The sequence below is a fragment of the Pseudomonas paraversuta genome (assembly GCF_904067025.1).
Lineage (GTDB): Bacteria > Pseudomonadota > Gammaproteobacteria > Pseudomonadales > Pseudomonadaceae > Aquipseudomonas > Aquipseudomonas paraversuta.
On record NZ_CAJFDA010000001.1, the window covers coordinates 1,173,432 to 1,198,557 of the forward strand.

The following is a 25,126-nucleotide window of genomic DNA, read 5'->3' on the forward strand; positions in this document are numbered from 1 at the left end:
TCAAGATTCCTGTGCGATGGGCAACGTCAGCGTGAAGAGCGCGCCGTCAACCTGATTGCAGGCTGTCAGACGTCCACCGATTTCATGAACAATGGCGTAAGACACCGCCAGCCCCAAGCCTAAACCTTCACCCACGGGTTTGGTGGTGAAGAAAGGGTCGAACACTTTACCCAAGTGCTCCTCGGCGATTCCGCCACCGCTGTCGCTGACGCTCAATTTCCAGAGTTGCTGATCGGCTTCGATGCGGATTTGCAGTTGCTTGCGCGGTTTGTCCGCCATGGCATCCAGCGCGTTGTGCAGCAGGTTGATCAACACCTGTTCCAGGCGAATGGCATCGCCCCGTACCCATGCCGGGCGTACCAGTTCAACCTGCAGGTCTATCTCTTCTTCCTTCAGTCGCGGTTCGAGCAATTGCAGGGATTGATCCACAACGCTGGCCAGATCCAGTCGTTCGCGCAAGCCGCTCGGGCTTTGCCGGGCGTAGGTTTTGAGGTGGCCCGTGAGGGCCGCCATGCGCGTCAACATCTGCTCCAGTGGTACCAGGGCTTTATAGGCATCGTCGACCCGGCCGTGATCGAGCAACAGGCGCAAGGTTGCCAGTTGCATGCGCTGAGCCGTTAACGGTTGATTGATTTCATGGGCCAGCGCTGCCGACATTTGCCCCAGCGCCGCGAGCTTGGCCGATTGCACCAGGCCATCTTGAGCGGTACGCAGATCCCGGGTGCGGGCTTCTACCAGTTGCTCCAGTTCTTCACGATTACGCTGGCGTAAACGGCCCAGTCGCCAGCGCTGGAGGAGAAATAATCCTGAAAAGACCAGCGTCAGCCACAGGCCGATCGCCGCCAATGCGGCATTGCGGCTGTCTTCGGCTGCGACCACGGGGTGGCGTAACAGATGCAAGGTCCAGCCTTCAGCCGTTAGCGGTAAAGATTCCCACAAATAATCTGCCGCTCCAGTGGGGGCGTCGACCCGGGTCAGAAAGCTGTTTTCGGCAAAGCTGCGCAAAGTATGGGTTTTGAGCAAGGTCAGAGGTTGGTTGTGATACTGGCGAGTGAGGGTGATTTCGCTGCGGTCACTGTCACTCAACGGCCGTAAAAGGCGGTAACGCCAGCCTGGCTGGTTGGCGATAAATACGATGCCCCGCGCATCGCTGACCAGCAGTATGTCGTTGCCATGATTCCATTCCCGCTCCAGCTGCGGAAACTCCAGTTTAACCACCATTGCCCCCGAAAATTGCCCCTGGGCATCGAGTACCGCGCTGGACAAAAAATACCCCGGAATGCCGCTGGTCACGCCCACTGCATAAAAACGCCCGGAGCCCTGGCTGCGGGTCTGGCTGAAGTAAGGCCGAAAGCCATAGTTATGGCCTACATAGCTGTTGGAGGTGTTCCAGTTGCTGGCAGCCACCGCCAGCCCGGTTCTGTCCAGCAGTTCCAGGGTTGAGGACTGTGCCGCGCCATTGATGCGCTCAAGTTTTTGATTGAGTGACGCCTGGACCTCAGGGGTGATGGGAGCACTCAGGGCGGCGACCAGTTCAGAGTCCAGCGCCAGCACTGCGGGCAAAGCCCGATAACGCTCAATCAGGGTGTGCAGTGAGTTGGCATACAAACTCAGTTGCTCGGGACCACGGCGGGCACTTTCTTCCAGTGCATGCTGCTCGGCCTGGCGCACGGCCCAGCCGCCGGCAATCACTGCGCCGGCCAGAATCAACAGGCAATACAGTGCCAGTCGCAGGGCTCGGGAGGTTAGCGGCATGCGGGGAAGTCGCTTGCAGCGCTGATCGCTACCACGCTCAGCAATTGCCCGTGGTACAGCGCAAATTGCGCGTCCAGCTCCTGGCCCTGCTGCCATTCAGGCGACAGGTCGGTGAGCAGGCGCAGGCGGACATGGCCTTCGCGGGACCAGCTCAGCACCTGCGCATGCTCAAAGTAAAAGCGTTTTTTCACCAGCGGGAAGAGGGCCTTGAACAGGCTTTCCTTGACGGAAAAGGTCAGCGTCACCAGCAGCGCAATGTCTTGGGCTGCACCGGCGGCCATGGCCCGCAGTTCATCGGGGGTGAGGATTTCCTTGGCCAGGCGTTCGGCCCGCTCGGTACTGAGCATGTTTTCGAGGTCCATGCCCAGCCCTTGCCACTGGCTTTTAAGGCCGACGATGGCCGCAGCGGTGCCATTGCTGTGGGTGATTGCCCCGCTGATGTGGGCGGGCCACACGGGCGCGCGATCTTCACCAATGGCCGGGATGGCCCGGGTGCCGTCCAGTTGCAGCATGGCGGCGCGAGCGCAGACCCGGCCGGCGAGAAATTCGGTTTGGCGTTTGGCCACAGAGCGTTGAATACTTGCAGGCATCTCAATGGCACTGCTCGCAAAATCGTCAGCCGTGAGCCGGGCAGGGGTGAAACCGGTGCTGAACCATACGCTGCCCGGCAACGCTAGGGGCAAGGGCCATTCGTCACGCAGCGGGGTGCAACAGGCAGGCAGTGCGGGGAGTCGATTCATGTCGGGCATTTTGCAGGCTGGCGGCCATGCTGTGCAATTGTTCAGAGTATGTTCAGGGCACACGACATACTGTGTGTGGCTAAGCTATATAGGACGCACGTCCTTCAAGACGCGGTTTTTGCCTGGGAGAGCGCAATGAAATTGCTGGTGGTTGAAGATGAGGCGTTATTGCGCCATCACTTGCAAACCCGTCTGACCGAAAATGGCCATGTGGTCGAGTCGGTGGCCAATGCCGAAGAGGCGTTGTACCAGACCGGGCAGTTCAATCATGATTTGGCGATGATTGATCTGGGATTGCCGGGTTTGGGCGGTCTCGAGCTGATTCGCGAACTGCGCAAGCGCGGCAAGACGTTCCCGATCCTGATCCTCACGGCTCGTGGCAACTGGCAGGACAAGGTCGAAGGGCTGGCAGCAGGGGCCGACGATTATGTGGTCAAGCCGTTCCAGTTCGAAGAACTGGAAGCACGTCTGAATGCATTGCTGCGTCGTTCCAGTGGTTTCACCCATTCAACCATTGTCGCTGGCGAACTGGTGCTGGACATCAATCGCAAGCAGGCAGTACTTGAGGGCGAACCCCTGGCGCTGACCGCCTATGAATACCGGATACTTGAATACCTGATGCGCCATCACCAGCAGGTGGTGGCCAAGGACCGACTGATGGAACAGCTGTACCCGGATGACGAGGAACGTGATCCGAATGTGATCGAGGTGCTGGTCGGGCGCCTGCGACGCAAGCTTGAGGGGGCAAACGGCTTTAAGCCAATCGATACGGTACGCGGTTTGGGGTACCTGTTTACTGAGCGCTGTCGTTGATCCGTTCGCTTCGCGTTCGATTGATGCTGGCGGCCACACTGTTGGCCGTGCTCTTTATGCTTGCGCTGTTACCGGCGATGCAGGGGGCGTTCAGCCTGGCGCTCAAGGATGCGATCGAGCAACGCTTGGCATCCGATGTGAGTACGCTGATCTCGGCGGCCAGGGTTGAAAGAAATCATTTGAAAATGCCGGCATTGCTGCCGGACGAAGAGCTGAATCTGCCTGACAGCCGGATGCTCGGCTATATCTATGACCGCGAGGGGCGTCAGGTCTGGCGCTCGCGGGCGACTCAAGAAGAATCCATCAACTACAAACCACGCTACGACGGGCGCGGTAACGAGTTTGCGAGTATTCGTGAAGACAATGGCGAAGAGTTCTTTGTCTACGATGTCGAGGTCAAACTGCTGGGCGGCAAAAGTGCAGCGTTCAGCTTTGTCGCCCTGCAACCAATGCGAGAGTACAACCTGACCCTCGAGGGGCTGCGTGAAAACCTCTATCTGGGGTTCGGTGCGGCCCCTGGGTGTACTGCTGGCTTTGCTGTGGATCGGTTTGACTTGGGGGTTACGTGCTTTGCGACGTTTGAGCCAGGAGCTGGACCAGATTGAATCCGGTGAGCGCGAAAGCCTCAGCGAACAGCATCCTCGTGAGTTGCTGCGTTTGACCGGCTCATTGAACCGTCTGCTGCAAAGTGAGCGCGAGCAACGTACGCGTTATCGTGATTCCCTCGACGATCTGGCCCACAGCTTGAAAACCCCGTTGGCGGTGCTGCAAGGCGTCAGTGAAAGCATGGCCCAGCGTCCGCAAGATCGTGAACAGGCCTGGGTGCTGCAAAGTCAGATTGAACGCATGAATCAGCAAATCAGCTATCAGTTGCAGCGCGCCAGCTTGCGCAAGAGCGGTCTGGTACGCCACCAGGTGGAGCTGATTCCGGTGGTTGAAAGCCTGTGTAACACGCTGGACAAGGTCTACCGCGACAAACGGGTCAAGGTCAGTTGTGACATACCGCCATTGAGTCATGTGCCCATTGAACAAAATGCGTTGCTGGAGTTACTGGGCAACCTGCTGGAAAACGCCTATCGACTGTGTCTTGGACAAGTGCGCATCAGCTTGCATCGCAATGCTTATGGGGTTGAAGTCTGCGTGGAAGACGATGGTCCCGGCGTACCGGCTGATCAGCGCGCTCGGATCTTGCGCCGCGGCGAACGTCTGGATCGCCAGCACCCGGGGCAGGGTATCGGGCTGGCAGTGGTCAAGGACATCATTGAAAGTTATGACGCCAAACTCACCCTGGATGACTCATCCCTGGGCGGGGCGGCATTTCGAATTCATTTCCCGGCTTTGTAATCCCCAGCAGGGGGCGGTCTGTTTAAGGCGGATATCCGCCATCTGCGCCGCCTCTCCCCTTCGAAAAGGCGGAAACCCGCCAACTATTGTCTGACAAGATCCCTGCGCTATTTCCCTCCAGGCGAGTCGCCTGCGCTATTGCGAGGCTTTTGTTCAATGTGGCCCGCGCCTTGCAAAGTGTGTTGTGAGAGGTCTGCCGCTAGAGCAGCTCAACACAACAAATCCCTCCAAGTACAGGAGGGTTCGCGCTTTGGGTATCACCGGTCTCAGATGGAATGACGACTGAGTGATGCACTTGAGGAACTTTGCAATGACGACTCGTCAGCCACTGTACAAATCCCTGTATTTGCAAGTGATCGTAGCGATTGCTATCGGTATTTTGCTGGGCCATTACTACCCGGAAACCGGGGTTGCACTCAAACCCCTGGGTGATGGCTTTATCAAACTGATCAAGATGGTAATCGCGCCCATTATTTTCTGTACGGTGGTGAGCGGTATCGCCGGCATGCAAAGCATGAAGTCGGTCGGCAAGACCGGTGGTTATGCGTTGCTCTACTTTGAAGTAGTGTCGACCATCGCCCTGCTGATCGGGCTGGTTGTGGTGAACGTGGTTCAACCGGGCGCGGGCATGCACATTGATGTGGCCACCCTGGACGCCTCCAAAGTAGCGGCCTACGTGACTGCCGGTGCGGACCAGAGCATCGTTGGTTTCATCCTTAACGTGATCCCTTCGACCATCGTCGGCGCGTTTGCCAATGGCGACATCCTGCAAGTGCTGATGTTCTCGGTGATCTTCGGTTTCGCCCTGCATCGACTGGGTGCTTACGGCAAGCCGGTGCTGGACTTTATCGATCGCTTCGCCCACGTGATGTTCAACATCATCAACATGATCATGAAGCTGGCGCCACTGGGTGCGCTGGGTGCCATGGCGTTCACCATCGGTGCCTACGGTGTGGGTTCGCTGGTGCAACTGGGTCAGTTGATGATCTGCTTCTACATCACTTGCGTGTTGTTCGTACTGGTCGTACTGGGCGGCATCGCTCGCGCTCACGGCTTCAGCATCCTCAAGCTGATTCGCTACATCCGTGAAGAGCTGCTGATCGTTCTGGGCACCTCCTCGTCGGAATCGGCCCTGCCACGCATGCTGGTGAAGATGGAGCGTCTGGGGGCGAAGAAGTCGGTAGTGGGTCTGGTCATTCCGACCGGCTACTCGTTCAACCTCGATGGCACTTCGATCTACCTGACCATGGCTGCCGTGTTCATTGCGCAAGCGACTGACACCCACATGGACATCACTCACCAGATCACTCTGTTGCTGGTGCTGCTGCTGTCGTCCAAAGGCGCTGCAGGCGTGACCGGCAGTGGCTTTATCGTACTGGCCGCGACCTTGTCGGCTGTAGGCCACTTGCCGGTTGCCGGTCTGGCGCTGATTCTGGGTATCGACCGTTTCATGTCCGAAGCCCGTGCCCTGACCAACCTGATTGGTAACGCTGTCGCCACGCTGGTGGTTGCCAAGTGGGTCAAGGAACTGGACGAAGACAAGCTGCAGGTGGAGCTCAGCTCCGGTGGCAGCCCGTTGAATGACATGCGTCCTGTGGACGACCTGGGCGTAGCTGAAGGCGCGGCCCCGGTGCTGTCGAAGTAAGCTCAGGCGGATAAAAAACCCATCTTCGGATGGGTTTTTTTATGCCTGTTCATTCGACGCGGGTTTCACCACTGAACACCAGCGTGTTGCGGCAGCGCCGGCACAGGTAGCCACGACCTTGCTTGACCAGGCCGTGGCGCTGGGCGGAAAACGCAAAATCGCTGTCCGGGCAAGGACAGCGGTAGATATAGCGCGTGGCGCTGCGGCGTTTGATGGCGTAGGTGTGGCAGCGGTTGGGCGGCAGTTCATAGACCCCGCGCATGATCAACTGCCACTCTTCGCCATGGGGCGTGATGCGGTCGCCAAACAATTGGTGGGCAATCAGGTGAGCGACCTCGTGAGCGACTGTTTGCTTGATGAAGTCTTCACTGTTTTCGCGGTACAGCTGTGGATTGAAACGCAGCAGGTTTTCGTGCAAATGCGCGACACCGGCCTTTTGCCCACGTAGCTTGAGACTGACCACGGGGCGTTTGAAAGGGCGTTTGAAAAATTTCTCGGCCTGTTGAAAACAGTCTTCGACGCGGGTATTGAGCAACTCGGGCATGCGGTTCGGTTCTCCAGAGCTGGCGATTATGCCGCAAGCGGCAGGAGTTCCGAAGCTGATCACGCCCAATGGTCATACAACCATTCTGTACCTGCAGGAGCGAGCTTGCTCGCGAGGTTTTTCAACCCCAACCCTCGCGCTTGCAGGGTTTGCGCTCAGTTGGTATAGACCGGACCTACCCCCAGGCCCCAGATGATCACGGTAAACGCCATGATCGCGACCAGCACCACCAAGCCGACTGCCAGCACCGAACTGGAAAACAAAAACCCTTCGTCCGGGTCTATGTTCATAAAGGTCGGCAGGCCGACATAAAGCAGGTACACGGTGTAACAAATGGCCGCGGTGCCGACCATCATGCCCAGCCACATATGCGGATACAGAGCGGCCAGTCCCCCGATAAACAGGGGCGTAGCGGTGTAAGTGGCGAAGGCGATGCAACGGGCCATGCTTGGTTGCGCATCATAAGTACGCGCCATCCAGTGAATAAAGGCCCCCATCACGCCTACGCCCGCCAGCATCGCGATATAGGACATCAGGGTCATCCACAAGGCGCTGTCGGTGGTCAGCATCACTGCTGCCCGGCTGCCGATGGACCAGCCGACCTGTGTGGTGCCGATAAACGCCGAAATGGCCGGTATGGCAGCCAAAATCAGGGTGTGGGTGAAGTACATATGGCCGATGCTTTCCTCTGCATCGCCACGGATTTCGCGCCACTCTTGATCGGGATGGGTGAAAAGCCCCACTACGTGATGGATCATGGCTATCGCTCCTGTAAAAAACGCATCGCCCCCAGAGGGACACGTGCCGGTCGCGCAGCCAGATGGTGGGTTCAGATACATGGGCATGCGGCCTTAGTCGCAGTATAGGAAAACTGATGCCCAATGAACCCGGGCCCTTAGAGCATATTGCGCTGTCAGGCGCCGGCTTATCGCGTTGCTGTCTTTAACCTTTGCAGGGGCTTCGTACAGCGGGTTTTTTTAAGTAAAATCCCCGGTTTTTGGTCTTAACTCGCGGATTTGAAGCGCTATGGGCACTCTTTCGGTCTCTCAAAATAAACTCCAGAAACGCTTGCGCCGACTGACCGGTGAGGCTGTGGCCGACTTCAACATGATTGAGCACGGCGACAAGGTGATGGTCTGCCTGTCGGGTGGAAAAGACAGCTACACGCTGCTGGATGTGCTGCTGCACCTGCAAAAGGTCGCGCCCATCCAGTTCGAAATCGTCGCCGTGAACATGGACCAGAAACAGCCGGGCTTTCCCGAGGACGTGTTGCCGGCCTATCTGAAGTCATTGGGTGTGGAATATCACATCGTTGAAAAAGACACCTACTCGCTGGTCAAAGAACTGATTCCTGAAGGCAAAACCACCTGCTCGCTGTGCTCGCGCTTGCGGCGCGGCACGCTGTACACCTTTGCCGATGAGATAGGTGCGACCAAGATGGCCCTTGGGCATCATCGCGATGACATCGTTGAAACCTTCTTCCTCAACATGTTCTTCAATGGCAACCTCAAGGCGATGCCGCCCAAGCTGCGCTCCGATGACGGTCGCAACGTGGTCATCCGGCCGTTGGCCTACTGCAACGAGAAAGACATCCAGGCCTACTCCGATTGGCAGCAGTTCCCGATTATTCCGTGCAATTTGTGCGGCTCCCAGGAGAACCTGCAGCGTCAGGTGGTTAAAGACATGCTGGTGGAATGGGAGCGCAAGACGCCGGGCCGCACCGAGAGTATCTTTCGCAGCCTGCAAAACGTGATGCCGTCGCAACTGGCGGACCGTAACCTGTACGACTTCAAGAGCCTGAAGATTGACCAAAACGCCGCACCGCGGTTCGTCAATCTGCTCAATCTGTAAGTCTGATAGCCAAGAGGAGAGGGCATGCGCGACTACAAATGGCTGCATGAATATTGTTTGAATCGCTTTGGTTCGTCAGCCGCCCTGGAAGCCGAGTTGCCCGTCCCCAAAACTGCTGAGCAGTTGTGCCGGATCAGTGACGATCGCTACCTGTCGACCCTGGCCTTGCGGGTGTTTCGCGCGGGGCTCAAGCACAGTGTGGTGGATGCCAAGTGGCCGGTATTTGAGCAGGTTTTTTTCGGTTTCGACCCTGAAAAAGTGGTGCTGATGGGTGCCGAGCATCTGGAGCGTCTGATGCAGGATGCGCGGATCATCCGTCACCTGGGCAAGCTCAAAAGCGTGCCGCGCAACGCGCAGATGGTGCTCGACATTGCCCGGGAACACGGCAGTTTCGGCGCCTTTATTGCCGACTGGCCGGTGACCGATATTGTTGGGCTGTGGAAATACCTGGCCAAGCACGGGCACCAGTTGGGCGGGCTGTCGGCGCCGCGCTTTTTACGTATGGTCGGCAAGGACACTTTTGTGCCGAGCTATGACGTGGTGGCGGCGCTGAATGCGCAGCAACTGGTGGACAAGGCACCGACCAGTTTGCGCGACCTGGCGATAGTGCAGAACGCTTTCAATCAATGGCATGCCGAAAGCGGCCGGCCCATGTGTCAGTTGTCACAGATGCTGGCGTTCACGGTTAATCACTGACATTAGGTCGTTTTTATCGCTGGCAAGCCAGCTCCCACAGAGTATGCATTTAACTTATGGGAGCTGGCTTGCCAGCGATGGAATCAAGCGCCTTCACCCGCCAGCCGGCGGTCCAGTTGATAGCGCTAGCGCACATGCTGCATGGCGCTGCCAAACACTGCCACGCTGGTAAGCCAGCTCCCACAGAGTATGCATTTAACTAGTGGGAGCTGGCTTGCCAGCGATGGAATCAAGCGCCTTCACCCGCTAGCCGGCGGTCCAGTTGATAGCGCCAGCGCACATGCCGCTGCCAAACACTGCCACGCTGGCAAGTCAGCTCCCACAGAGAGTGCATTTAGCTTGTGGGAGCTGGCTTGCCAGCGATGGAGTCAAGCGCCTTCACCCGCCAGCCGGCGGTCCAGTTGATAGCGCCAGCGCACATACAGCATGGCACTGCAAAACACTGCCACGCTGGCAAATCAGCTCCCACAGAGAGTGCATTTGTCTTGTGGGAGCTGGCTTGCCAGCGATGGATTCAAGCGCCTTCACCCGCCAGCCGGCGGTCCAGTTGATAGCGCCAGCGCACATACAGCATGGCGCTGCCAAACACTGCCACGCTGGCAACTCAGCTCCCACAGAGAGTGTATTTAACTTGTGGGAGCTGGCTTGCCAGCGATGGACTCAAGCGCCTTCACCCGCCAGCCGGCGGTCCAGTTGATAGCGCCAGCGCACATGCTGCATGGCGCTGCCAAACACTGCCACGCTGGCAAGTCAGCTCCCACAGAGAGTGCATTTAACTTGTGGGAGCTGGCTTGCCAGCGATGGAGTCAAGCGCCTTCACCCGCCAGTCGGCGGTCCAGTTGATAGTGCCAGCGCACATGCAGCATGGCGCTGCCAAACACTGACATGCTGGCAAGCCAGTTCCCACAGAGCGTGCATTTAACTTGTGGGAGCTGGCTTGCCAGCGATGGATTCAAGCACCTTCACCCGCCAGCCGGCGGTCCAGTTGATAGCGCCAGCGCACATACAGCATGGCACTGCAAAACACTGCCACGCTGGCTGCGATTTCCAGCAAACCGAACACCTGCCGGTTCGGGTCGAATGCGGCCAGTGCACCTTTGATCAAGTACAGGTTGACCACATAGCAGGTGAACGAGTGCCCGCGTGCGCTGCCCATCAGCATGCCCGGCACCAGAAACATCAGCGGCACCAGTTCGATCAGCAAGATCACCCAGGGGCGCGCGCCATGCAGGTTGGCGAACCCCAGGTAATAGACGCAGAGCAGGCCGACCAGCCCGAAGAAGCTCACCAGGCTCAGTACCCGCATCAGCTTTACCCGGGGTGCCAGCCACTCGATGGAGGGCAACACTTTTGGCTTTTTAGCCACGGGTGTTCTCCAGTCTCAGGGCGGTGGTCGCCAGGCGCTGCCCCAGTGCCCGGCACAGGGCTACTTCGTGCTCGTCCAGCTTGCGCTTGCCATCCGCTCCGGCATGGTGGCTGGGACCGTAGGGAGTGCCGCCGCCCGTGGTATTGAGCAGCGATGTCTCACTGTAAGGCAGGCCGGTGATCAGCATGCCGTGATGCAGCAAGGGCATCATCATCGACAGCAGGGTGGTTTCCTGGCCGCCGTGCAGGCTGGCGGTGGAGGTGAACACGCCGGCAGGCTTGCCGACCAGGGCACCGGTCAGCCACAGGTTGCTGGTGCCATCCAGAAAGTACTTGAGCGGGGCGGCCATGTTGCCGAAACGGGTCGGGCTGCCGAGCGCCAGACCGGCGCAGTTTTTCAGGTCGTCAAGGCTGGCATAGAGCGCGCCCTCGGCCGGAATGTCCGCAGCCACGGCTTCGCATTCGCTGGAGACGGCCGGCACGGTGCGCAAGCGCGCTTCAAGGCCGCCCTGCTCGATGCCCCTGGCGATTTGCCGGGCCATTTCATTGGTCGAGCCATTGCGGCTGTAATACAGGACCAGAATGTAGGGTGTGCTCACGGCAGGATCTCCAGGACTTTTTCAGGCGGACGGCCAATGACCGCTTTATCACCTGCCACCAGAATCGGACGTTCGATCAATTTGGGGTGTGCGGCCATAGCGGCGATCAAATCCTCGTCACTGAGGCCGGTATCGCCCAGGTTGAGGGTTTTGTATTCCTCTTCGCCGGTGCGCAGCAACTGGCGCGGGCTGATGTCGAGTTTGCCCAGCAGGCTGTGCAATTGCGCAGCGTCCAGAGGGGTATCGAGGTAGCGCACCACGGTAGGGGTGAGGCCGCGGGCTTCAAGGATTTCCAGCGCACCGCGGGATTTCGAGCAGCGCGGATTGTGATAAAGCGTCAGATCGGTCATGTGCGGGTCGCATCTTGCGTAAGGTGGCGGCTATTCTACCCGTCTGGCGAGCGTGTCTGAACCGCATGCGGTGATTGGCCGCCGTACAAAGATTTTTTGACTGTATTTACCCACAAGGATCAACACATGTTTAAGCGGCTTTTGGCGGTAGTTACCGTCGCCACCACGTTACTGCTGAGCGGTTGCGGTATTGATTACGGGGTCGATCAACATGGACAGAAGGTCGCATCCGAGCGTCTGGACAAGCAATGGAAGGTCATTAATTACTGGGCCGAGTGGTGTGGCCCGTGCCGCATTGAAATCCCGGAACTCAATGAGCTGGAGAAGCAGTTGCAGGGGCAGTCGGTGGGCGTGTTCGGGGTGAACTACGATGGCTTGCAGGGCAAGGAGCTGAGCGATGCCAGTTCTGCGATGGGCATCACCTTCACCGTGCTGGCGCAAGATCCGGCCGAGCATTTTGATCTGCCGCGCAGCGAAGCATTGCCGGTGACCTACATCATTGATGAGAAGGGCAAGGTCATGGCGCAGATGATGGGCGAGCAGACCGCCGCCGGGGTATTGGCCAAGATCAAGGAACTACGCGGTAATTAAGCCCGCTGCCCTGTAGAAGCGAGCGTGCTCGTGATCTTTTAATCTTCAAAGATCACGAACCGGCCCGCTGCTGCAGTGGCGCGGCAATCAGCCTTCTTCAGGCCACAGCCGCAACGGCTTGCCTTCGGCAGGCCAGAAACGCACCTGTTCGATCGGGGAGATGTCCCAGCGCTGTACGGTTTGCAGGGCTTCGAAGAATCGTTGCTCCTGCTCCATCAACGCCGGAGCACAGGCTTTGCGGGTGCTGCCGACGCCACCAAAGGTCAGTTTGTCGCCGTCCAGGGTGTAGGGCGCAAACCAATGATTACAACCACCGTTGCCATAGGCCCGGCCGCCTTCATCGAAGGTCACGGTCAGATGGCTGTAATCCATCAGTGGCCGCTCGCCAATCCATTCCACGACGTAGGCACGGTTGTGCTGCAATTGCACCGGATCGCCTGCGCAGCCTGCCAGGCTTGCGCCCAGCAATGCCAACAGGGTCAGGTGTTTCATAGCGCGGCCTTTTGGCATTGCGGGCACTGGTGCTTGCTGCCTTCAGTGCTCCAGCCCAGCTCGGCAATGCGCAGGCTGGCGGCAGGTTTCTGCGCTTTGGTACCGAGCTTGGCGTCTACCGCGAACTCGAACTTCAGTTCTTTGCCACAGGCATCGCAATTGACTTGCCATTGATGAATCGCCAACTCACCGAAAACCGGTCCTTTGGTGACGGCAACCCACTGGCCGCGCGGGTTGATCAGGTGGCGCACTTTGTCGACGGTCAGGCGCATGGACAAGTCCTTGCTGCCTTTGAGCGTCACGATCAGTACGTCACCGGTCTGGATCGAGCCACCGTTGCCGGTGACTTGATACAGGCCTGGCGCCAGGGCGCGGCATTCAATCAGGGTGTGCTGCGGGTTAAGCAGGCTGTAGCGAAAATCGTGTTCGACCATGGGTCCTCCAAATAGGCCGCTATGCTAGCACGCAGCCGAGGTCTGGCCTTTCAACCTTCGATCAGGTTTTGTGGCGTGCCGTTGCTCCAGGCCGCAATGTTGTCCAGTGTGGTGCCGGCAATCGCGCTGAGTGCCTCGCGGGTGAGAAAGGCCTGGTGCGCAGTAATGATCACGTTGGGGAAGGTCAGCAGCCGCGCCAGTACGTCATCCTGCAACGGTAAATCGGAGCGGTCCTCAAAGAACAGCTGGGCTTCCTCCTCGTACACATCCAGTCCCAGGTAGCCCAACTGACCACTTTTCAGCGCCTCGATCAGTGCCGGTGTGTTGACCAGTGCACCGCGCCCGGTATTGATCAGCATGGCGCCATGTTTGAGGGTCGCCAGCGACTGGCTGTTGATCAGGTGCTTGTTATCCGCAGTCAGCGGGCAGTGCAGGCTGATGATATGCGAGCCTGCCAGCAGCTCGGGCAAGCTTACATACTGCGCACCCAGTGCCAGCAGTTGTGCATTTGGATACGGGTCAAAGCACAGCAGCTTGCAGCCGAAGCCGGCCATGATTTTGCCGAAGGTCGCGCCGATCTGGCCGGTTCCGACCACGCCGACGGTCTTGCCGACCAGGTCAAAGCCGGTCAGCCCGTGCAGAGTAAAGTCGCCTTCGCGGGTTCGGTTGTAGGCGCGGTGCAGGCGGCGGTTAAGCGCCAGGATCAGGGCCACGGCATGTTCTGCCACAGCATGGGGCGAGTAGGCGGGAACCCGCACAACGCTCAAACCCAGGCGCTTGGCGGCGGCAAGATCGACATGGTTGTAGCCGGCCGAGCGCAGGGCGATCAGGCGGGTTCCGCCAGCGGCCAGTTGCTCCAGTACCGGGGCACTCAAATCGTCGTTGATAAACGGGCAGACCACCTCGTAATCATGGGCAATGGCCGCAGTATCGAGGCTCAGGCGCGCCGGTTGAAAGTGCAGTTCAAGACCCTCGGGTTGCGCGGCGGCAGTAAAACTGTCGCGGTCGTAGGTCTGGCTGCTGAACAGGATCGTGCGCATGAGATCTTCCTTGGGGTGTGTGGGGTGGTGACGGTCTTGCCTGGTTACGCGGTACTGCGTGCCTCTTTGGCCAGGCGGATAATGGCCTCGTCCAGTTCGTTGAGGGCGGCGTAGGCGTGCGGGCTTTCTTGCTTGAGCAGGGTTTCGCTGCGCTGGCAGGCGGCACGCAATTGCGGTACCCCGCAGTAACGTGTTGCACCGTGCAGACGGTGTACGCGTTCGATCAGTGCATTGTTGTCCTGGTCCTTGCGCGCCAACAGGATCGCTTCACGATCTGCCTCCAGCGAGGCCAGGAGCATGGCCAGCATGTCGATAGCCAGATCGGCTTTGCCAGCGGCCAGTCGCAGGCCTTCTTCGTGATCAAGAATCGGTAGTTTGGCGTTGGGGCGGGCAGGCTCGTAGCCGCTGTCCTGGACTTGATTGCGCAACGCCAGCCCGGTCCACTTCAGCACCACTTGCGCCAACTGCCGTTCGCTGATGGGTTTGGTCAGGTAGTCGTCCATGCCGCTCTGCAGCAGGGCGCGTTTTTCGTTGGCCATGGCGTGGGCCGTCAGCGCGACAATGGGCAGCGGCGCATTGTGCTGCCCGGTTTCCCACTGGCGCACCACTTCGGTGGTTTCCCGCCCGTCCATGCCGGGCATCTGGACGTCCATCAGCACCAGGTCGAAGGCTTCATTCTTGACCGCTTCAATGGCGGCATAGCCGCTGTCCACGGCTGTTACCTTGGACCCCATGTCTTCCAGAAGGGTTTGCACCAGCAACAGGTTGGCCGGGTTGTCATCGACGCACAAAATCCGCGGTGCACGGCTGGCCAGCAGTTCGCCGGGCTCGGTGCGGGTCTGTCGCGGGTTGATCAGGTCGGCCAGGGTGCGCCGCAGTTTTCGGGTGCAGGCAGGTTTGGATTGCAACTGGCTGTGGGGATTGGGCACCGCCGTATTGAACAGTACCTGCTCGGTGGTCGGGCACAGCACCAGGACTTTGCAGCCCATATGTTCGAGGTCCCAAATATGCTGGTTGAGGCGCTCGGGCGGCATGTCTTTGGCCGTGACCCCAAGGACCGCCAGATCAATGGCCTGAGGCGTCTGATGGGCACCGGTCACGCAATTGGTGAGCTTCTCCAGGGTGGTAAACGGCGTGACTTCAAGTCCGCAGTCTTCCAGTTGATGCTGCAATGCCTGGCGTGCCAGATCGTGTTTCTCCAGCAAGGCTACGCGCCGGCCCGGCAGCGGGGCGGCGGGCAAATCTTCAGCATCGTCGCGGGCTTTGGGCAGCTTGACGCTGATCCAGAACACCGAGCCTTCGCCGGGGGTGCTCTCAACGCCAATTTCGCCGCCCATCTGTTCCACCAGACGCTTGGAAATGACCAGTCCCAGGCCAGTACCGCCGGGTTGGCGTGACAGGGAATTGTCGGCCTGGCTAAAGGCCTGGAACAGTGCCCGTACATCCTGGCTGGTCAGGCCGATACCTGTGTCTTGCACGCTGATGCGCAACTGCACGCAGCCGTCGGCATTATTGTCATCTTCATCTTCGAGCATGGCCCGCACCGCAATCGTGCCCTCGCGGGTGAACTTGATGGCGTTGTTGACCAGGTTGGTGAGGATTTGCTTGAGCCGTAACGGATCGCCAATCAGCGACAGGGGGGTGTCGCGGTAGACCAGACTGACCAGCTCCAGGCTTTTTTCGTGGGCTGACGGGGCAAGGATGGTCAAGGTGTCCTGCAACAGGTCGCGCAGGTTGAACGGGGTACTGTCCAGTACCAGCTTGCCGGCTTCGATTTTCGAGAAGTCCAGAATCTCGTTGATGATGCCCAGCAGGCTGTCGGCAGATTTCTCTATGGTGCTCAGGTAATCGTACTGGCGGGGTGTCAGCTCGCTTTTTTGCAGCAAGTGGGTGAAGCCCAGGATGCCATTGAGCGGGGTGCGGATTTCGTGGCTCATGTTGGCCAGAAATTCGGACTTGATGCGGCTGGCCTCAAGCGCTTCCTTGCGGGCCAGATCGAGCTCCAGGTTCTGGATCTCGATGGTTTCGAGGTTTTGACGCACGTCCTCGGTGGCTTGGTCGACGCTGTGTTGCAGTTCTTCCTGGGCATTTTGCAGGGTTTCGGCCATGCGGTTGATGCCGGAGGCCAGTTCGTCCAGCTCGTGGCTGCCCAGGGGTGGCAAGCGGGTTTGCAACTTGCCGTCCTTGAGCTGGGACACGGCATGTTTGATCCGGTCCAGGGGAGCATTGATCGTGCGACTCAAACGCAATGCCAGCAGCGTGGTAAACACCAGTCCGCTGACAATCAGCATCAAGCTGGCAAACAGGCTGCGGTAGCCGCGCAGCAGCATGTTGTTATGGGACAGTTCAAGCTCGACCCAGCCCAGCAGGCGATGGGCTTCGTTAGGTATTACATCGCCCGCCAGGTTGCGATGACGACCAAATACGGGCAACAGATAGCGTGTGGCATCGTTGTCGGAGCGCTGCTGTAGTTGGGTGCCGTAACCCAGTGGCGGCTGGTTGATCATGGTGGGGCCGGCATGCACCAGGGGTTCGTGGTTGGCATCAAGGAATGCCACGGACCGTACATCTTGTTGTTCCAGGGCTTCGTTGGCGATACGGGTCAGCAGGGCAATGTCATTGCGGCCCATTGCGGGGGCAGCCAGGGGGGCGAGCTGTTCGGCGATCATTTCGCCGCGTTGCAACAGTTGCGCTTGCAGCTCTGACTGCTGCAACCACGTGAAGTAGCCACCCAGTACCATCGCCATCAGCGTGACGGGCAATAACGTGAGCAACAACACACGACCTTTGATACCCAGGTTCTTAAGCACGCAACTCTCCAGCCCTACATTCTTATAAGTGTTTCCTGAGCGTCCGGCGCAGGCCAGGTGCCAGTGTAGCCATTTGAAGCATGGCAAATCCGTGAAAATTTGTCGTCAAGGCCTGGATCAGGCTTTGTAGACCCTGTGCCGGTTGCTCGTGGTGGCCCAATATTGAATAATCGATGATTGAGAATTACTTGCAGACGCTAATGAATCCCGTAGCTGTTAGCCCGTCCCGCCTGTTGGCGATTGAAGACGACCCTGTTCTGGGCGCCTACCTGCATGAGCAGTTGCTGCGCTGCGGGTTTGAGGTCGTTTGGTGTCAAAACGGTCAGGAGGGGCTGGCACGTGCCCGGCAAGAGCCGTTTGACGTGGTGCTGATGGATATCCTGCTGCCGGGCATGAATGGCCTGCAGGTGCTCACGCAATTGCGCCAGACCCATGCACTGCCAGTGATTCTGATGTCTGCCCTGGGGGCCGAGGCGGATCGTATCAGCGGCTTTCAGCTGGGAGCCGATGACTACTTGCCCAAACCGTTCAGCATGGCCGAATTGCGGGTGCGGATTCAGGCCATCCTGCGCCGGGTCGCGCTGGACCGCATGCCGCGCCAGGCACCGGTGGCGGATGGGGCCCCGGGCGAGTGCGAGCTGTTTGTCGATGAAGAAACTGCCGATGTGCGCTATGGCCAGCAATGGGCCGGCCTGACCCGCAGTGAATACCGTTTGCTCGACACGCTGCAGCGCAATCCCGATGAAGTACTGAGCAAGGCATTCCTCTATCAACAGGTGCTGCAGCGTGGCTATGCGGCCCACGACCGCAGCCTGGACATGCATATCAGCCAGATCCGGCGAAAACTCAAAACCATCGGCTACCACACACGGGAAGTGCGTACGGTGTGGGGCAAGGGGTACGTCTTGAGTGCCAGCGATGCGCTGTAAGGTGCCCGGCAAGCATTCGGTGTTCTGGAAACTGGCGTGTTTGCTGGTGGCTTTTTGTTTGTTGATGATCTGGCTCAGTTGGTCCTGGGGCCGCTACATGGACAAGCGCACCGGCTATTTAACCGAGCTGGCACAGAGCACCCTGGTGCGCTATGCGGGGGAGGCCGAACGCGCCTGGGAGACCGGCCAGCAAGCGGGTGTCGACCAGTGGTTGCAGAAGATGGGGCGCAAGGAGCCTGGCTGGATCGGTGTGGTGGGGCAGGACCTGCAAGCACTCAGCAGTTATCCGTTGAGCGAGACCGAAAGTCAGCGAATGACCTTTCTGCGCGGTCTGGACTGGCCCATCAGCCACGTCAGAACGGCCCGGCCGTGGATCAAGGTGCCGTTCCCCAAGGATACTTCTGCGGGGTACCTGATTATTGAACTGCCCCAGCGCTTTATGCCGGGCCATTCGCAACTGATCTGGCGCATTCTCACCAACGGTGTGATTCCGGGCCTGTTCACGTTGCTGCTGTGTGTGGGGCTGTATCGCTTACTGATCGTGCCGCTGAACCATTTGCGCGAGCAGGCCAGCGCCTGGCGGGCCGATCAGCTGGGTACAAGGCTGTCGAGCCAGACCCCCAGCCGTCAGGACGAGCTGGGGGACCTGGGGCGGGCATTCGATCAAATGTCCGAGCGCCTGCAAAGTACCGTCAACCAGCAGCAACAACTGCTGCGCGATTTGTCCCATGAGCTGCGAACGCCTTTGAGTCGGCTGCGGGTGGCCTGTGACAGCGAGCAGGACCTTGAGGCCCTGCGCGAACGCCTGGGCCGTGAAGTTGACGGCATGCAGCGGCTGGTCGAAGACACCCTGCAACTGGCCTGGCTGGATGCCGAACGCGGGCCGTTGCCGGTGGAAGACATTCAGATCCAGGCGCTGTGGGAGATGCTCACTGAAAACGCCGGCTTTGAAAGTGGCTGGCCGCAATCGCGTTTGCCCTGCTTTGTTGAAGCTGATTGTTGGGTGCGAGGGCATTTGAACAGCCTGGCCCAGGCCCTGGAGAACATCCTGCGTAATGCCATTCGTCACTCTCCGGCCGAAGGTACTGTCAGTCTGAACGGGCAGCGCGAGGGCGAGATGTGGCATTTGTGGCTCGATGATCAGGGCGGCGGGGTGGCGCCTGAAGAGCTGGAACGGATCTTCGCCCCCTTTACCCGGCTCGATGGTTCACGCCCGGGTGATGGTGGCTTTGGTCTGGGCTTGAGCATTGCGCGCAATGCGCTGCGGCTGCAGGGCGGCAGTTTGTGGGCGGAAAATGTCGGGCCGGGCTTGCGGGTGCATATCCGGTTACCGGCCAGTTCCGGGCAGTCCTGATTACTTGTGGGGGCTTGCCGGCGCTGGGGGGTTTCCAGCCCCGGTTGTTCACCTCACAGGCAAGCCGTGTGCCACCGGGTTTGCAGTGTTTGCCCGGGAGGCTTATAGCCTTTCGCCATAAGCACCGTACTTTGCGTGATATGGGCTGTGGGCGTTTGTCGGTATGATGTGCGGCCCCGCGGTCTGGATTGCGAATACGCCATGATATTGCAGTACCCAACTATCGCCGATTGCGTCGGCAACACCCCGCTGGTGCGCTTGCAGCGCCTGGCGGGAGACACCACCAATACCTTGTTGCTCAAGCTCGAAGGGAATAACCCTGCGGGTTCGGTCAAGGATCGCCCGGCTCTGTCGATGATCAGCCGCGCCGAAAACCGCGGCCAGATCCAGGCCGGCGATACCTTGATTGAAGCCACCTCGGGCAATACCGGGATTGCGCTGGCCATGGCTGCCGCGATCAAGGGCTACAAGATGATCCTGATCATGCCCGACAATTCCAGTGCCGAGCGCAAGGCCGCCATGACCGCCTATGGCGCCGAGCTGATTCTGGTCAGCCAGGAAGAGGGCATGGAAGGGGCCCGCGACCTGGCCGACAAGATGCAGGCCGAAGGCCGTGGCAAGGTGCTCGATCAGTTCGCCAACGGTGATAACCCCGAGGCGCATTACACCAGCACCGGCCCGGAAATCTGGCGCCAGACCCAGGGTACGATCACCCACTTCATCAGTTCGATGGGTACCACCGGCACCATCATGGGCGTTTCGCGCTATCTCAAAGAGCAAAACCCGAACGTGCAGATCGTCGGTTTGCAGCCGATGGAGGGCGCCGCCATTCCGGGCATCCGTCGTTGGCCACATGAGTATCTGCCCAAGATTTATCAGGCCGACCGGGTTGACCGGATCGTCGACATGGCCCAGCGCGAAGCCGAAGACGTGACGCGTCGCCTGGCCCGGGAAGAAGGCATTTTCTGCGGTGTGTCTTCAGGCGGGGCAGTGGCAGCGATGCTGCGCTTGTCCCAGGAAGTCGAAAATGCGGTGATGGTCGCGATCATTTGCGACCGGGGCGATCGTTATCTGTCGACCGGCATTTACGATGAGCCGAACTGATGGCTAAGCAAGAAAGAGGGCTGCGCTTCCAGCCAGCTGGCGGTACCAAGGCTGCGCAAGTGCCTGTGGGCAAAAAACAGCGTTTGAACATCGAGCGTCTGGCCAACGATGGCCGTGGCATAGCCTTTGTAGAAGGGCGTACCTGGTTTGTCTCGGGCGCCCTGGCCGCAGAGGAAGTAGAAGCACGGGTTCTGGGCGCGCACGGTAAAGTCGTCGAAGCGCGCACCGAGCGCGTGTTCAAGGCCAGCGACGTACGACGCGTGGCCCCTTGTGCCCATGCAGGTAAATGCGGTGGTTGCAGCCTGCAACACTTGCCCCATGAAGAGCAGCTTGCACTTAAACAGCGCATGCTCGCCGAGCAACTGTCCCGCGTGGCCGGTGTCGAACCTCAGGAGTGGGCGCCGCCGCTGACCGGCCCCGAGTTCGGCTATCGCCGCCGGGCACGCATTGCCGTGCGCTGGGATGCGCGGGCCAAGCACCTGGAGGTCGGTTTCCGCGCTGCCGGCAGTCAGGACATCGTGGCCATCGATCACTGTTTGGTGTTGGTACAGGCATTGCAACCTATCATGGCCGGGTTGCCTGCCATGTTGCGTCAACTGAGCAATCCCAAGGCTTTGGGGCATGTCGAACTGTTCAGCGGTTCGGCGATTGCCGTGTTGCTGCGTCATATGGCACCGCTTAACGATGCCGACATGCAGGTTTTACAAGCATTTTGCCGTACCCATGACGCCCAGCTGTGGCTGCATGGCGACGCCGGGCCACAGCCGGTCGATGTGAACCAGAACCTGGGCTACCGTTTGCAGACGTGGAATCTGGAGTTGGCCTATCGCCCGGGCGATTTTGTTCAGGTCAACGCCGGCGTCAACGAAGCGATGGTGTCCCAAGCATTAGCGTGGCTTGCTCCGCAAGCTGATGAACGGGTTCTTGACTTGTTCTGTGGGCTGGGTAACTTCGCATTACCGCTGGCGAGCCAGGTGCGCGAGGTGGTGGCTGTCGAAGGTGTTGCGACCATGGTCGAACGCGCCGCGCAAAACGCGGTCAGTAACAAGCTGAATAATGCAGCGTTTTTCCAGGCGGACTTGTCGCAGCCGCTGGACGACGCAGCCTGGGCCAAAGAGGGCTTTGCCGCCGTACTGCTCGACCCGCCGCGTGACGGGGCTTATGAAGTGGTGCGCAAACTGGCGGGGCTGGGTGCCAAACGTTTGGTGTATGTGTCGTGCAACCCGGCAACGCTGGCGCGCGACACCCTTGAGTTGATGAAGCAGGGTTATCGGTTAAAACGTGCCGCAATCCTCGATATGTTCCCGCAAACAGCGCATGTCGAGGCGATGGCGTTATTTGAAGCAGACTAGGACGTCTGTCTATTTCAACTGGCCCGCAACCCCGTGCTGCTGAGCCCTGCAGCGCGTGGTTGGTATTAGGGGCGGTGATTTTGACACATTGAATCTGTGTCGTAGGGAAGGTAAGCAAGATGGTACAGGTCAGAGCACACCAGCCGATCAACACCGACGGCAGTCTCAACCTCGAGGCATGGCTTGATCACGCGGTGAGTGTCGATGCGGCGCTGGACCGTGAAGCCTTGAAGGAAGCGTGCGAGTTTGCGCGTGAGGCGGAACAGCAGGCCAATGCGGCTAAAAACCTGTGGGCCGAAGGCATGTCGAGCTTTCGCACCGGTTTGGAAATCGCCGAGATTCTCGCTGATCTCAAGCTGGATCAAGACTCTCTGGTGGCAGCGATTCTTTACCGCTGTGTTCGCGAAGGGCAGGTGCAGTTGCCTGCCGTCAGTCAGCGCTTTGGTCCGGTGGTGGCCAAACTGATTGATGGCGTGCTGCGCATGGCGGCCATCAGCGCCAGTCTCAGTCCCCGTCAGTCCATGGTGCTGGGCACCCAGGGCCAGGTCGAAAACCTGCGCAAGATGCTGGTCGCCATGGTCGATGACGTGCGTGTGGCACTGATCAAGCTGGCCGAGCGCACCTGCGCCATTCGTGCGGTCAAGAATGCGCCGGATGAAAAGCGCAACCGGGTTGCCCGCGAAGTGTTCGATATTTACGCGCCGCTGGCACACCGTCTGGGTATCGGCCATATCAAGTGGGAACTGGAGGACTTGTCCTTCCGCTACCTCGAGCCTGAACAGTACAAACAGATTGCCACTTTGCTGCATGAGCGCCGGCTTGATCGCGAGCGCTTTATCAGTGACGTGATGAACCAGTTGCGCACTGAACTGGTGGCCACCGGGGTTGACGCCGATATCAGCGGCCGGGCCAAACATATCTATTCCATCTGGCGCAAAATGCAGCGCAAGGGCCTGGCCTTCAGCCAGATCTATGACGTGCGTGCGGTCCGGGTTCTGGTCCCGGAGATGCGCGACTGCTATACCGCGCTGGGTATCGTCCACACGTTGTGGCGACACATTCCCAAAGAGTTCGACGATTACATCGCCAACCCCAAGGAAAACGGCTACCGCTCGCTGCACACTGCGGTGATCGGGCCTGAAGGCAAGGTGCTGGAAGTGCAGATCCGCACCCACGCCATGCACGAAGAAGCGGAGCTGGGGGTTTGCGCGCACTGGCGTTACAAGGGCACCGACGTAAAAGCCGGGTCCAACCAGTACGAAGAGAAAATCTCGTGGTTGCGCCAGGTGCTGGAATGGCACGAAGAGCTGGGAGACATTGGCGGCCTTGCCGAGCAGCTGCGGGTCGATATCGAGCCGGACCGGGTTTATATCTTCACCCCTGACGGTCATGCGATCGACTTGCCCAAAGGCTCCACACCGCTGGACTTCGCTTATCGGGTGCATACCGAGATCGGCCACAACTGCCGTGGCGCCAAGATCAACGGGCGCATCGTGCCGCTCAACTACACCCTGCAAACGGGTGAGCAAGTCGAGATCATCACCAGCAAGCACGGCACGCCGAGCCGCGACTGGCTGAACCCGAACCTGGGCTACATCACCACGTCCCGGGCGCGGGCCAAGATCGTTCACTGGTACAAGTTGCAGGCCCGCGACCAGAACGTTGCCGCCGGTAAAACCTTGCTCGAGCGCGAGCTGAGCCGTTTGGGCTTGCCGGGTGTGGACTACGAGAAGCTCGCTGACAAAGCCAACATGCGAACCGCCGAGGACATGTACGCGGCCCTCGGTGCCGGCGATCTGCGGTTGGCGCAACTGATCAACCTGGCGCAACAGCTGGTGGAGCCGGAGCGCGGCAACGAGCAGATGGAGCTCATTCCCCGCAAGGCCACCGGCTACAAGCCGGGCAAGCGTGGAGATATCCAGATCGAGGGCGTGGGCAACCTGCTGACCCAAATGGCCGGATGCTGCCAGCCACTGCCGGGCGATGCGATTGTCGGCTACATCACCCAGGGTCGTGGTGTGAGCATTCACCGTCAGGACTGCGCCTCGGTGCTGCAACTGGGTAGTCGTGAGCCAGAGCGGATCATTCAGGTCAATTGGGGGCCGATCCCGGTCTCGACCTATCCGGTCGATATCGAGATCCGTGCCTACGACCGTTCGGGATTGTTGCGTGACGTGTCCCAGGTGCTGCTCAATGAGCGGATCAACGTGCTGGCGGTCAATACCCGCTCGAACAAGGAGAACAACACGGCGTTGATGTCCTTGACCATCGAGATCCCGGGGCTGGATGCATTGGGGCGTTTGCTGGGGCGGATTTCGCAGCTGCCGAACATCATCGAAACCCGCCGCATAGGGCGCAGCGAGCCACGCTAGCGGCGAGCTTTGAGCAGCAAGCAGCAAGTTAAAGCCGGGCGCGGTCTGTCTTTGTTTTCTCTTGCAGCTTGCCGCTAAAAAACTGAAGGATCCTGATGCATACCTTGGACGATTTGCTGTTTTTGATGACCCGACTGCGGGATCCGCAGTACGGCTGCCCGTGGGATATCAAGCAAACCTACGCCACGATCGTGCCCTATACCCTCGAAGAAGCCTACGAAGTGGCTGATGCCATTGAGCGCAGCGACTTCGAGCATTTACAAGGCGAACTGGGCGATCTGCTGTTTCAGGTGGTGTATTACAGCCAGCTGGCCCGCGAAGAAGGGCGGTTTGAATTCGCCGGGGTGATCGACAGCATTACCCGCAAGCTGATTCGTCGTCATCCCCATGTATTCCCGACTGGCGATCTGTATGCGCCGCTGGATGTGCCGCGCCTGAGCGAAGAGCAGGTCAAGGTGCGCTGGGATGAGATCAAGGCCCAGGAGCGAGCAGAAAAGTCTGCGGCACCCGAGCAGTTGTCGTTGCTCGATGACGTGCCTGTGGCCTTGCCGGCCTTGTCCCGGGCCGCCAAGTTACAAAAGCGCGCGGCTCAGGTCGGGTTTGACTGGCCTGCTGCTTTGCCGGTACTGGACAAGGTTCGTGAAGAGCTGGACGAAGTGCTGGAGGCCATGGCGGATAACGATTCGGTGGCGATCCATGATGAGATTGGAGACCTGCTGTTTTCAGTGGTAAACCTCGCCCGGCACCTTAAAGTTGATCCCGAAACAGCCTTGCGCGGTGCCAATGCTAAATTTGACCGACGTTTCCGGTTTATTGAGCAGGCATTGCGCGATACCCTGCGTCCCATTGAAGATTGCACCCTTGAAGACCTGGACGCCCTGTGGGGCGAAGCCAAGCGTCAGGAAAAGAATTTACCCAGCTGCGGCTGAGTTTGCCTAAGTGAGTA

The 25,126-nt window shown here is 59.3% G+C and carries 22 protein-coding genes and 3 pseudogenes; 12 read left to right on the forward strand and 13 right to left on the reverse strand.

Annotation, left to right across the window (positions count from 1 at the left end; translation table 11 throughout):
* On the reverse strand, positions 1–1,755 hold the full coding sequence (locus JQ848_RS05575; RefSeq protein ID WP_010655745.1) for a sensor histidine kinase: 1,755 nt from the start codon (positions 1,753–1,755) through the stop codon (positions 1–3).
* Entirely contained in the window at positions 1,746–2,495 is a 750-nt protein-coding gene (locus JQ848_RS05580) for a 4'-phosphopantetheinyl transferase family protein (protein WP_202210339.1), read from the reverse strand. The genes JQ848_RS05575 and JQ848_RS05580 overlap by 10 nt, the downstream gene beginning before the upstream one ends.
* Positions 2,496–2,630: 135 nt before the next feature.
* On the opposite strand from JQ848_RS05580, the gene JQ848_RS05585 reads away from it, so the two are divergent.
* From JQ848_RS05585 to JQ848_RS05595, 3 genes and pseudogenes are all read left to right on the forward strand, one after another.
* Positions 2,631–3,308: a response regulator gene (locus tag JQ848_RS05585; protein ID WP_003442848.1), complete on the forward strand. Its 678-nt coding sequence runs from the start codon at positions 2,631–2,633 to the stop codon at positions 3,306–3,308.
* Positions 3,305–4,652, forward strand: a pseudogene (locus JQ848_RS05590) (ATP-binding protein). The gene JQ848_RS05585 and the pseudogene JQ848_RS05590 overlap by 4 nt, the downstream one beginning before the upstream one ends.
* A 310-nt stretch (positions 4,653–4,962) precedes the next feature.
* Positions 4,963–6,297, forward strand: a complete 1,335-nt coding sequence (locus JQ848_RS05595) for a dicarboxylate/amino acid:cation symporter (RefSeq protein ID WP_003442846.1) — start codon at positions 4,963–4,965, stop codon at positions 6,295–6,297.
* Positions 6,298–6,346: 49 nt separating this feature from the next.
* On the opposite strand, the gene JQ848_RS05600 is transcribed toward JQ848_RS05595, so the two are convergent.
* Positions 6,347–6,841: a SprT family zinc-dependent metalloprotease gene (locus tag JQ848_RS05600; protein ID WP_010655746.1), complete on the reverse strand. Its 495-nt coding sequence runs from the start codon at positions 6,839–6,841 to the stop codon at positions 6,347–6,349.
* 155 nt (positions 6,842–6,996) lie between these two features.
* Positions 6,997–7,599, reverse strand: a complete 603-nt coding sequence (locus JQ848_RS05605) for a Yip1 family protein (protein ID WP_003442844.1) — start codon at positions 7,597–7,599, stop codon at positions 6,997–6,999.
* A 268-nt stretch (positions 7,600–7,867) separates the two neighbouring features.
* Here JQ848_RS05605 and ttcA point away from each other — a divergent pair, with 268 nt between their 5' ends.
* Positions 7,868–8,692 carry a tRNA 2-thiocytidine(32) synthetase TtcA gene (gene ttcA / locus JQ848_RS05610; protein ID WP_003442843.1) on the forward strand — a complete coding sequence of 275 codons (825 nt, stop codon included), beginning with the start codon at positions 7,868–7,870 and terminating at the stop codon, positions 8,690–8,692.
* Between the two features lie 24 nt (positions 8,693–8,716).
* On the forward strand, positions 8,717–9,388 hold the full coding sequence (locus JQ848_RS05615; RefSeq protein ID WP_202210340.1) for a DNA-3-methyladenine glycosylase I: 672 nt from the start codon (positions 8,717–8,719) through the stop codon (positions 9,386–9,388).
* A 368-nt stretch (positions 9,389–9,756) separates the two neighbouring features.
* Here JQ848_RS05615 and JQ848_RS22690 read toward each other — a convergent pair.
* The 5 genes and pseudogenes from JQ848_RS22690 to arsC form a co-directional block, all read right to left on the reverse strand.
* Positions 9,757–9,843: pseudogene (locus tag JQ848_RS22690) on the reverse strand (DUF2069 domain-containing protein); the annotation flags it as partial.
* Positions 9,844–9,902: 59 nt separating this feature from the next.
* Positions 9,903–9,989 (reverse strand): annotated as a pseudogene (locus JQ848_RS05620) (DUF2069 domain-containing protein); the annotation flags it as partial.
* 351 nt (positions 9,990–10,340) lie between these two features.
* Entirely contained in the window at positions 10,341–10,754 is a 414-nt protein-coding gene (locus JQ848_RS05630; RefSeq protein WP_003442841.1) for a DUF2069 domain-containing protein, read from the reverse strand.
* Positions 10,747–11,352, reverse strand: a complete 606-nt coding sequence (gene wrbA, locus JQ848_RS05635; RefSeq protein ID WP_010655748.1) for an NAD(P)H:quinone oxidoreductase — start codon at positions 11,350–11,352, stop codon at positions 10,747–10,749. The genes JQ848_RS05630 and wrbA overlap by 8 nt, the downstream gene beginning before the upstream one ends.
* Positions 11,349–11,702, reverse strand: coding sequence for an arsenate reductase (glutaredoxin) (gene arsC, locus JQ848_RS05640; protein WP_202210341.1), 354 nt, complete (start codon positions 11,700–11,702; stop codon positions 11,349–11,351). Before arsC ends, wrbA begins: the two co-directional genes overlap by 4 nt.
* 126 nt (positions 11,703–11,828) lie before the next feature.
* Between arsC and JQ848_RS05645 the strand changes: the two genes are divergently transcribed.
* Entirely contained in the window at positions 11,829–12,293 is a 465-nt protein-coding gene (locus JQ848_RS05645; RefSeq protein ID WP_003442832.1) for a TlpA family protein disulfide reductase, read from the forward strand.
* Between the two features lie 87 nt (positions 12,294–12,380).
* On the opposite strand, the gene JQ848_RS05650 is transcribed toward JQ848_RS05645, so the two are convergent.
* From JQ848_RS05650 to JQ848_RS05665, 4 genes are read right to left on the reverse strand one after another with little or no spacing between them, the layout of a single operon-like run.
* The gene (locus tag JQ848_RS05650; RefSeq protein WP_003442829.1) at positions 12,381–12,785 is read right to left on the reverse strand and encodes an META domain-containing protein; all 405 of its coding nucleotides are present in this window, start codon (positions 12,783–12,785) and stop codon (positions 12,381–12,383) included.
* On the reverse strand, positions 12,782–13,219 hold the full coding sequence (locus tag JQ848_RS05655) for a hypothetical protein (RefSeq protein ID WP_003442826.1): 438 nt from the start codon (positions 13,217–13,219) through the stop codon (positions 12,782–12,784). Before JQ848_RS05655 ends, JQ848_RS05650 begins: the two co-directional genes overlap by 4 nt.
* Before the next feature lie 50 nt (positions 13,220–13,269).
* Positions 13,270–14,259: a 2-hydroxyacid dehydrogenase gene (locus JQ848_RS05660; RefSeq protein ID WP_003442823.1), complete on the reverse strand. Its 990-nt coding sequence runs from the start codon at positions 14,257–14,259 to the stop codon at positions 13,270–13,272.
* A gap of 44 nt (positions 14,260–14,303) precedes the next feature.
* A complete protein-coding gene (locus JQ848_RS05665) occupies positions 14,304–17,069 on the reverse strand; it encodes a response regulator (protein WP_202210342.1) in 2,766 nt (921 codons plus the stop codon).
* Positions 17,070–17,269: 200 nt separating this feature from the next.
* On the opposite strand from JQ848_RS05665, the gene JQ848_RS05670 reads away from it, so the two are divergent.
* The 6 genes from JQ848_RS05670 to mazG all read left to right on the forward strand — a co-directional run bounded on the left by JQ848_RS05670 (position 17,270) and on the right by mazG (position 25,109).
* Positions 17,270–17,998: a response regulator transcription factor gene (locus tag JQ848_RS05670; RefSeq protein ID WP_010655749.1), complete on the forward strand. Its 729-nt coding sequence runs from the start codon at positions 17,270–17,272 to the stop codon at positions 17,996–17,998.
* Positions 17,988–19,352 (forward strand): sensor histidine kinase, encoded by a 1,365-nt coding sequence (locus JQ848_RS05675; RefSeq protein WP_202210343.1) that lies wholly within the window; start codon positions 17,988–17,990, stop codon positions 19,350–19,352. The genes JQ848_RS05670 and JQ848_RS05675 overlap by 11 nt, the downstream gene beginning before the upstream one ends.
* 201 nt (positions 19,353–19,553) lie before the next feature.
* Positions 19,554–20,456 (forward strand): cysteine synthase CysM, encoded by a 903-nt coding sequence (cysM, locus tag JQ848_RS05680; protein WP_029612294.1) that lies wholly within the window; start codon positions 19,554–19,556, stop codon positions 20,454–20,456.
* Positions 20,456–21,808, forward strand: a complete 1,353-nt coding sequence (gene rlmD / locus JQ848_RS05685) for a 23S rRNA (uracil(1939)-C(5))-methyltransferase RlmD (RefSeq protein WP_010655751.1) — start codon at positions 20,456–20,458, stop codon at positions 21,806–21,808. Before cysM ends, rlmD begins: the two co-directional genes overlap by 1 nt.
* A gap of 119 nt (positions 21,809–21,927) precedes the next feature.
* A complete protein-coding gene (gene relA, locus JQ848_RS05690) occupies positions 21,928–24,180 on the forward strand; it encodes a GTP diphosphokinase (RefSeq protein ID WP_003442805.1) in 2,253 nt (750 codons plus the stop codon).
* Positions 24,181–24,275: 95 nt separating this feature from the next.
* Complete coding sequence (gene mazG / locus JQ848_RS05695) at positions 24,276–25,109, forward strand: nucleoside triphosphate pyrophosphohydrolase (protein ID WP_003442803.1); 834 nt, start codon at positions 24,276–24,278, stop codon at positions 25,107–25,109.
* Positions 25,110–25,126: the final 17 nt, after the last annotated feature.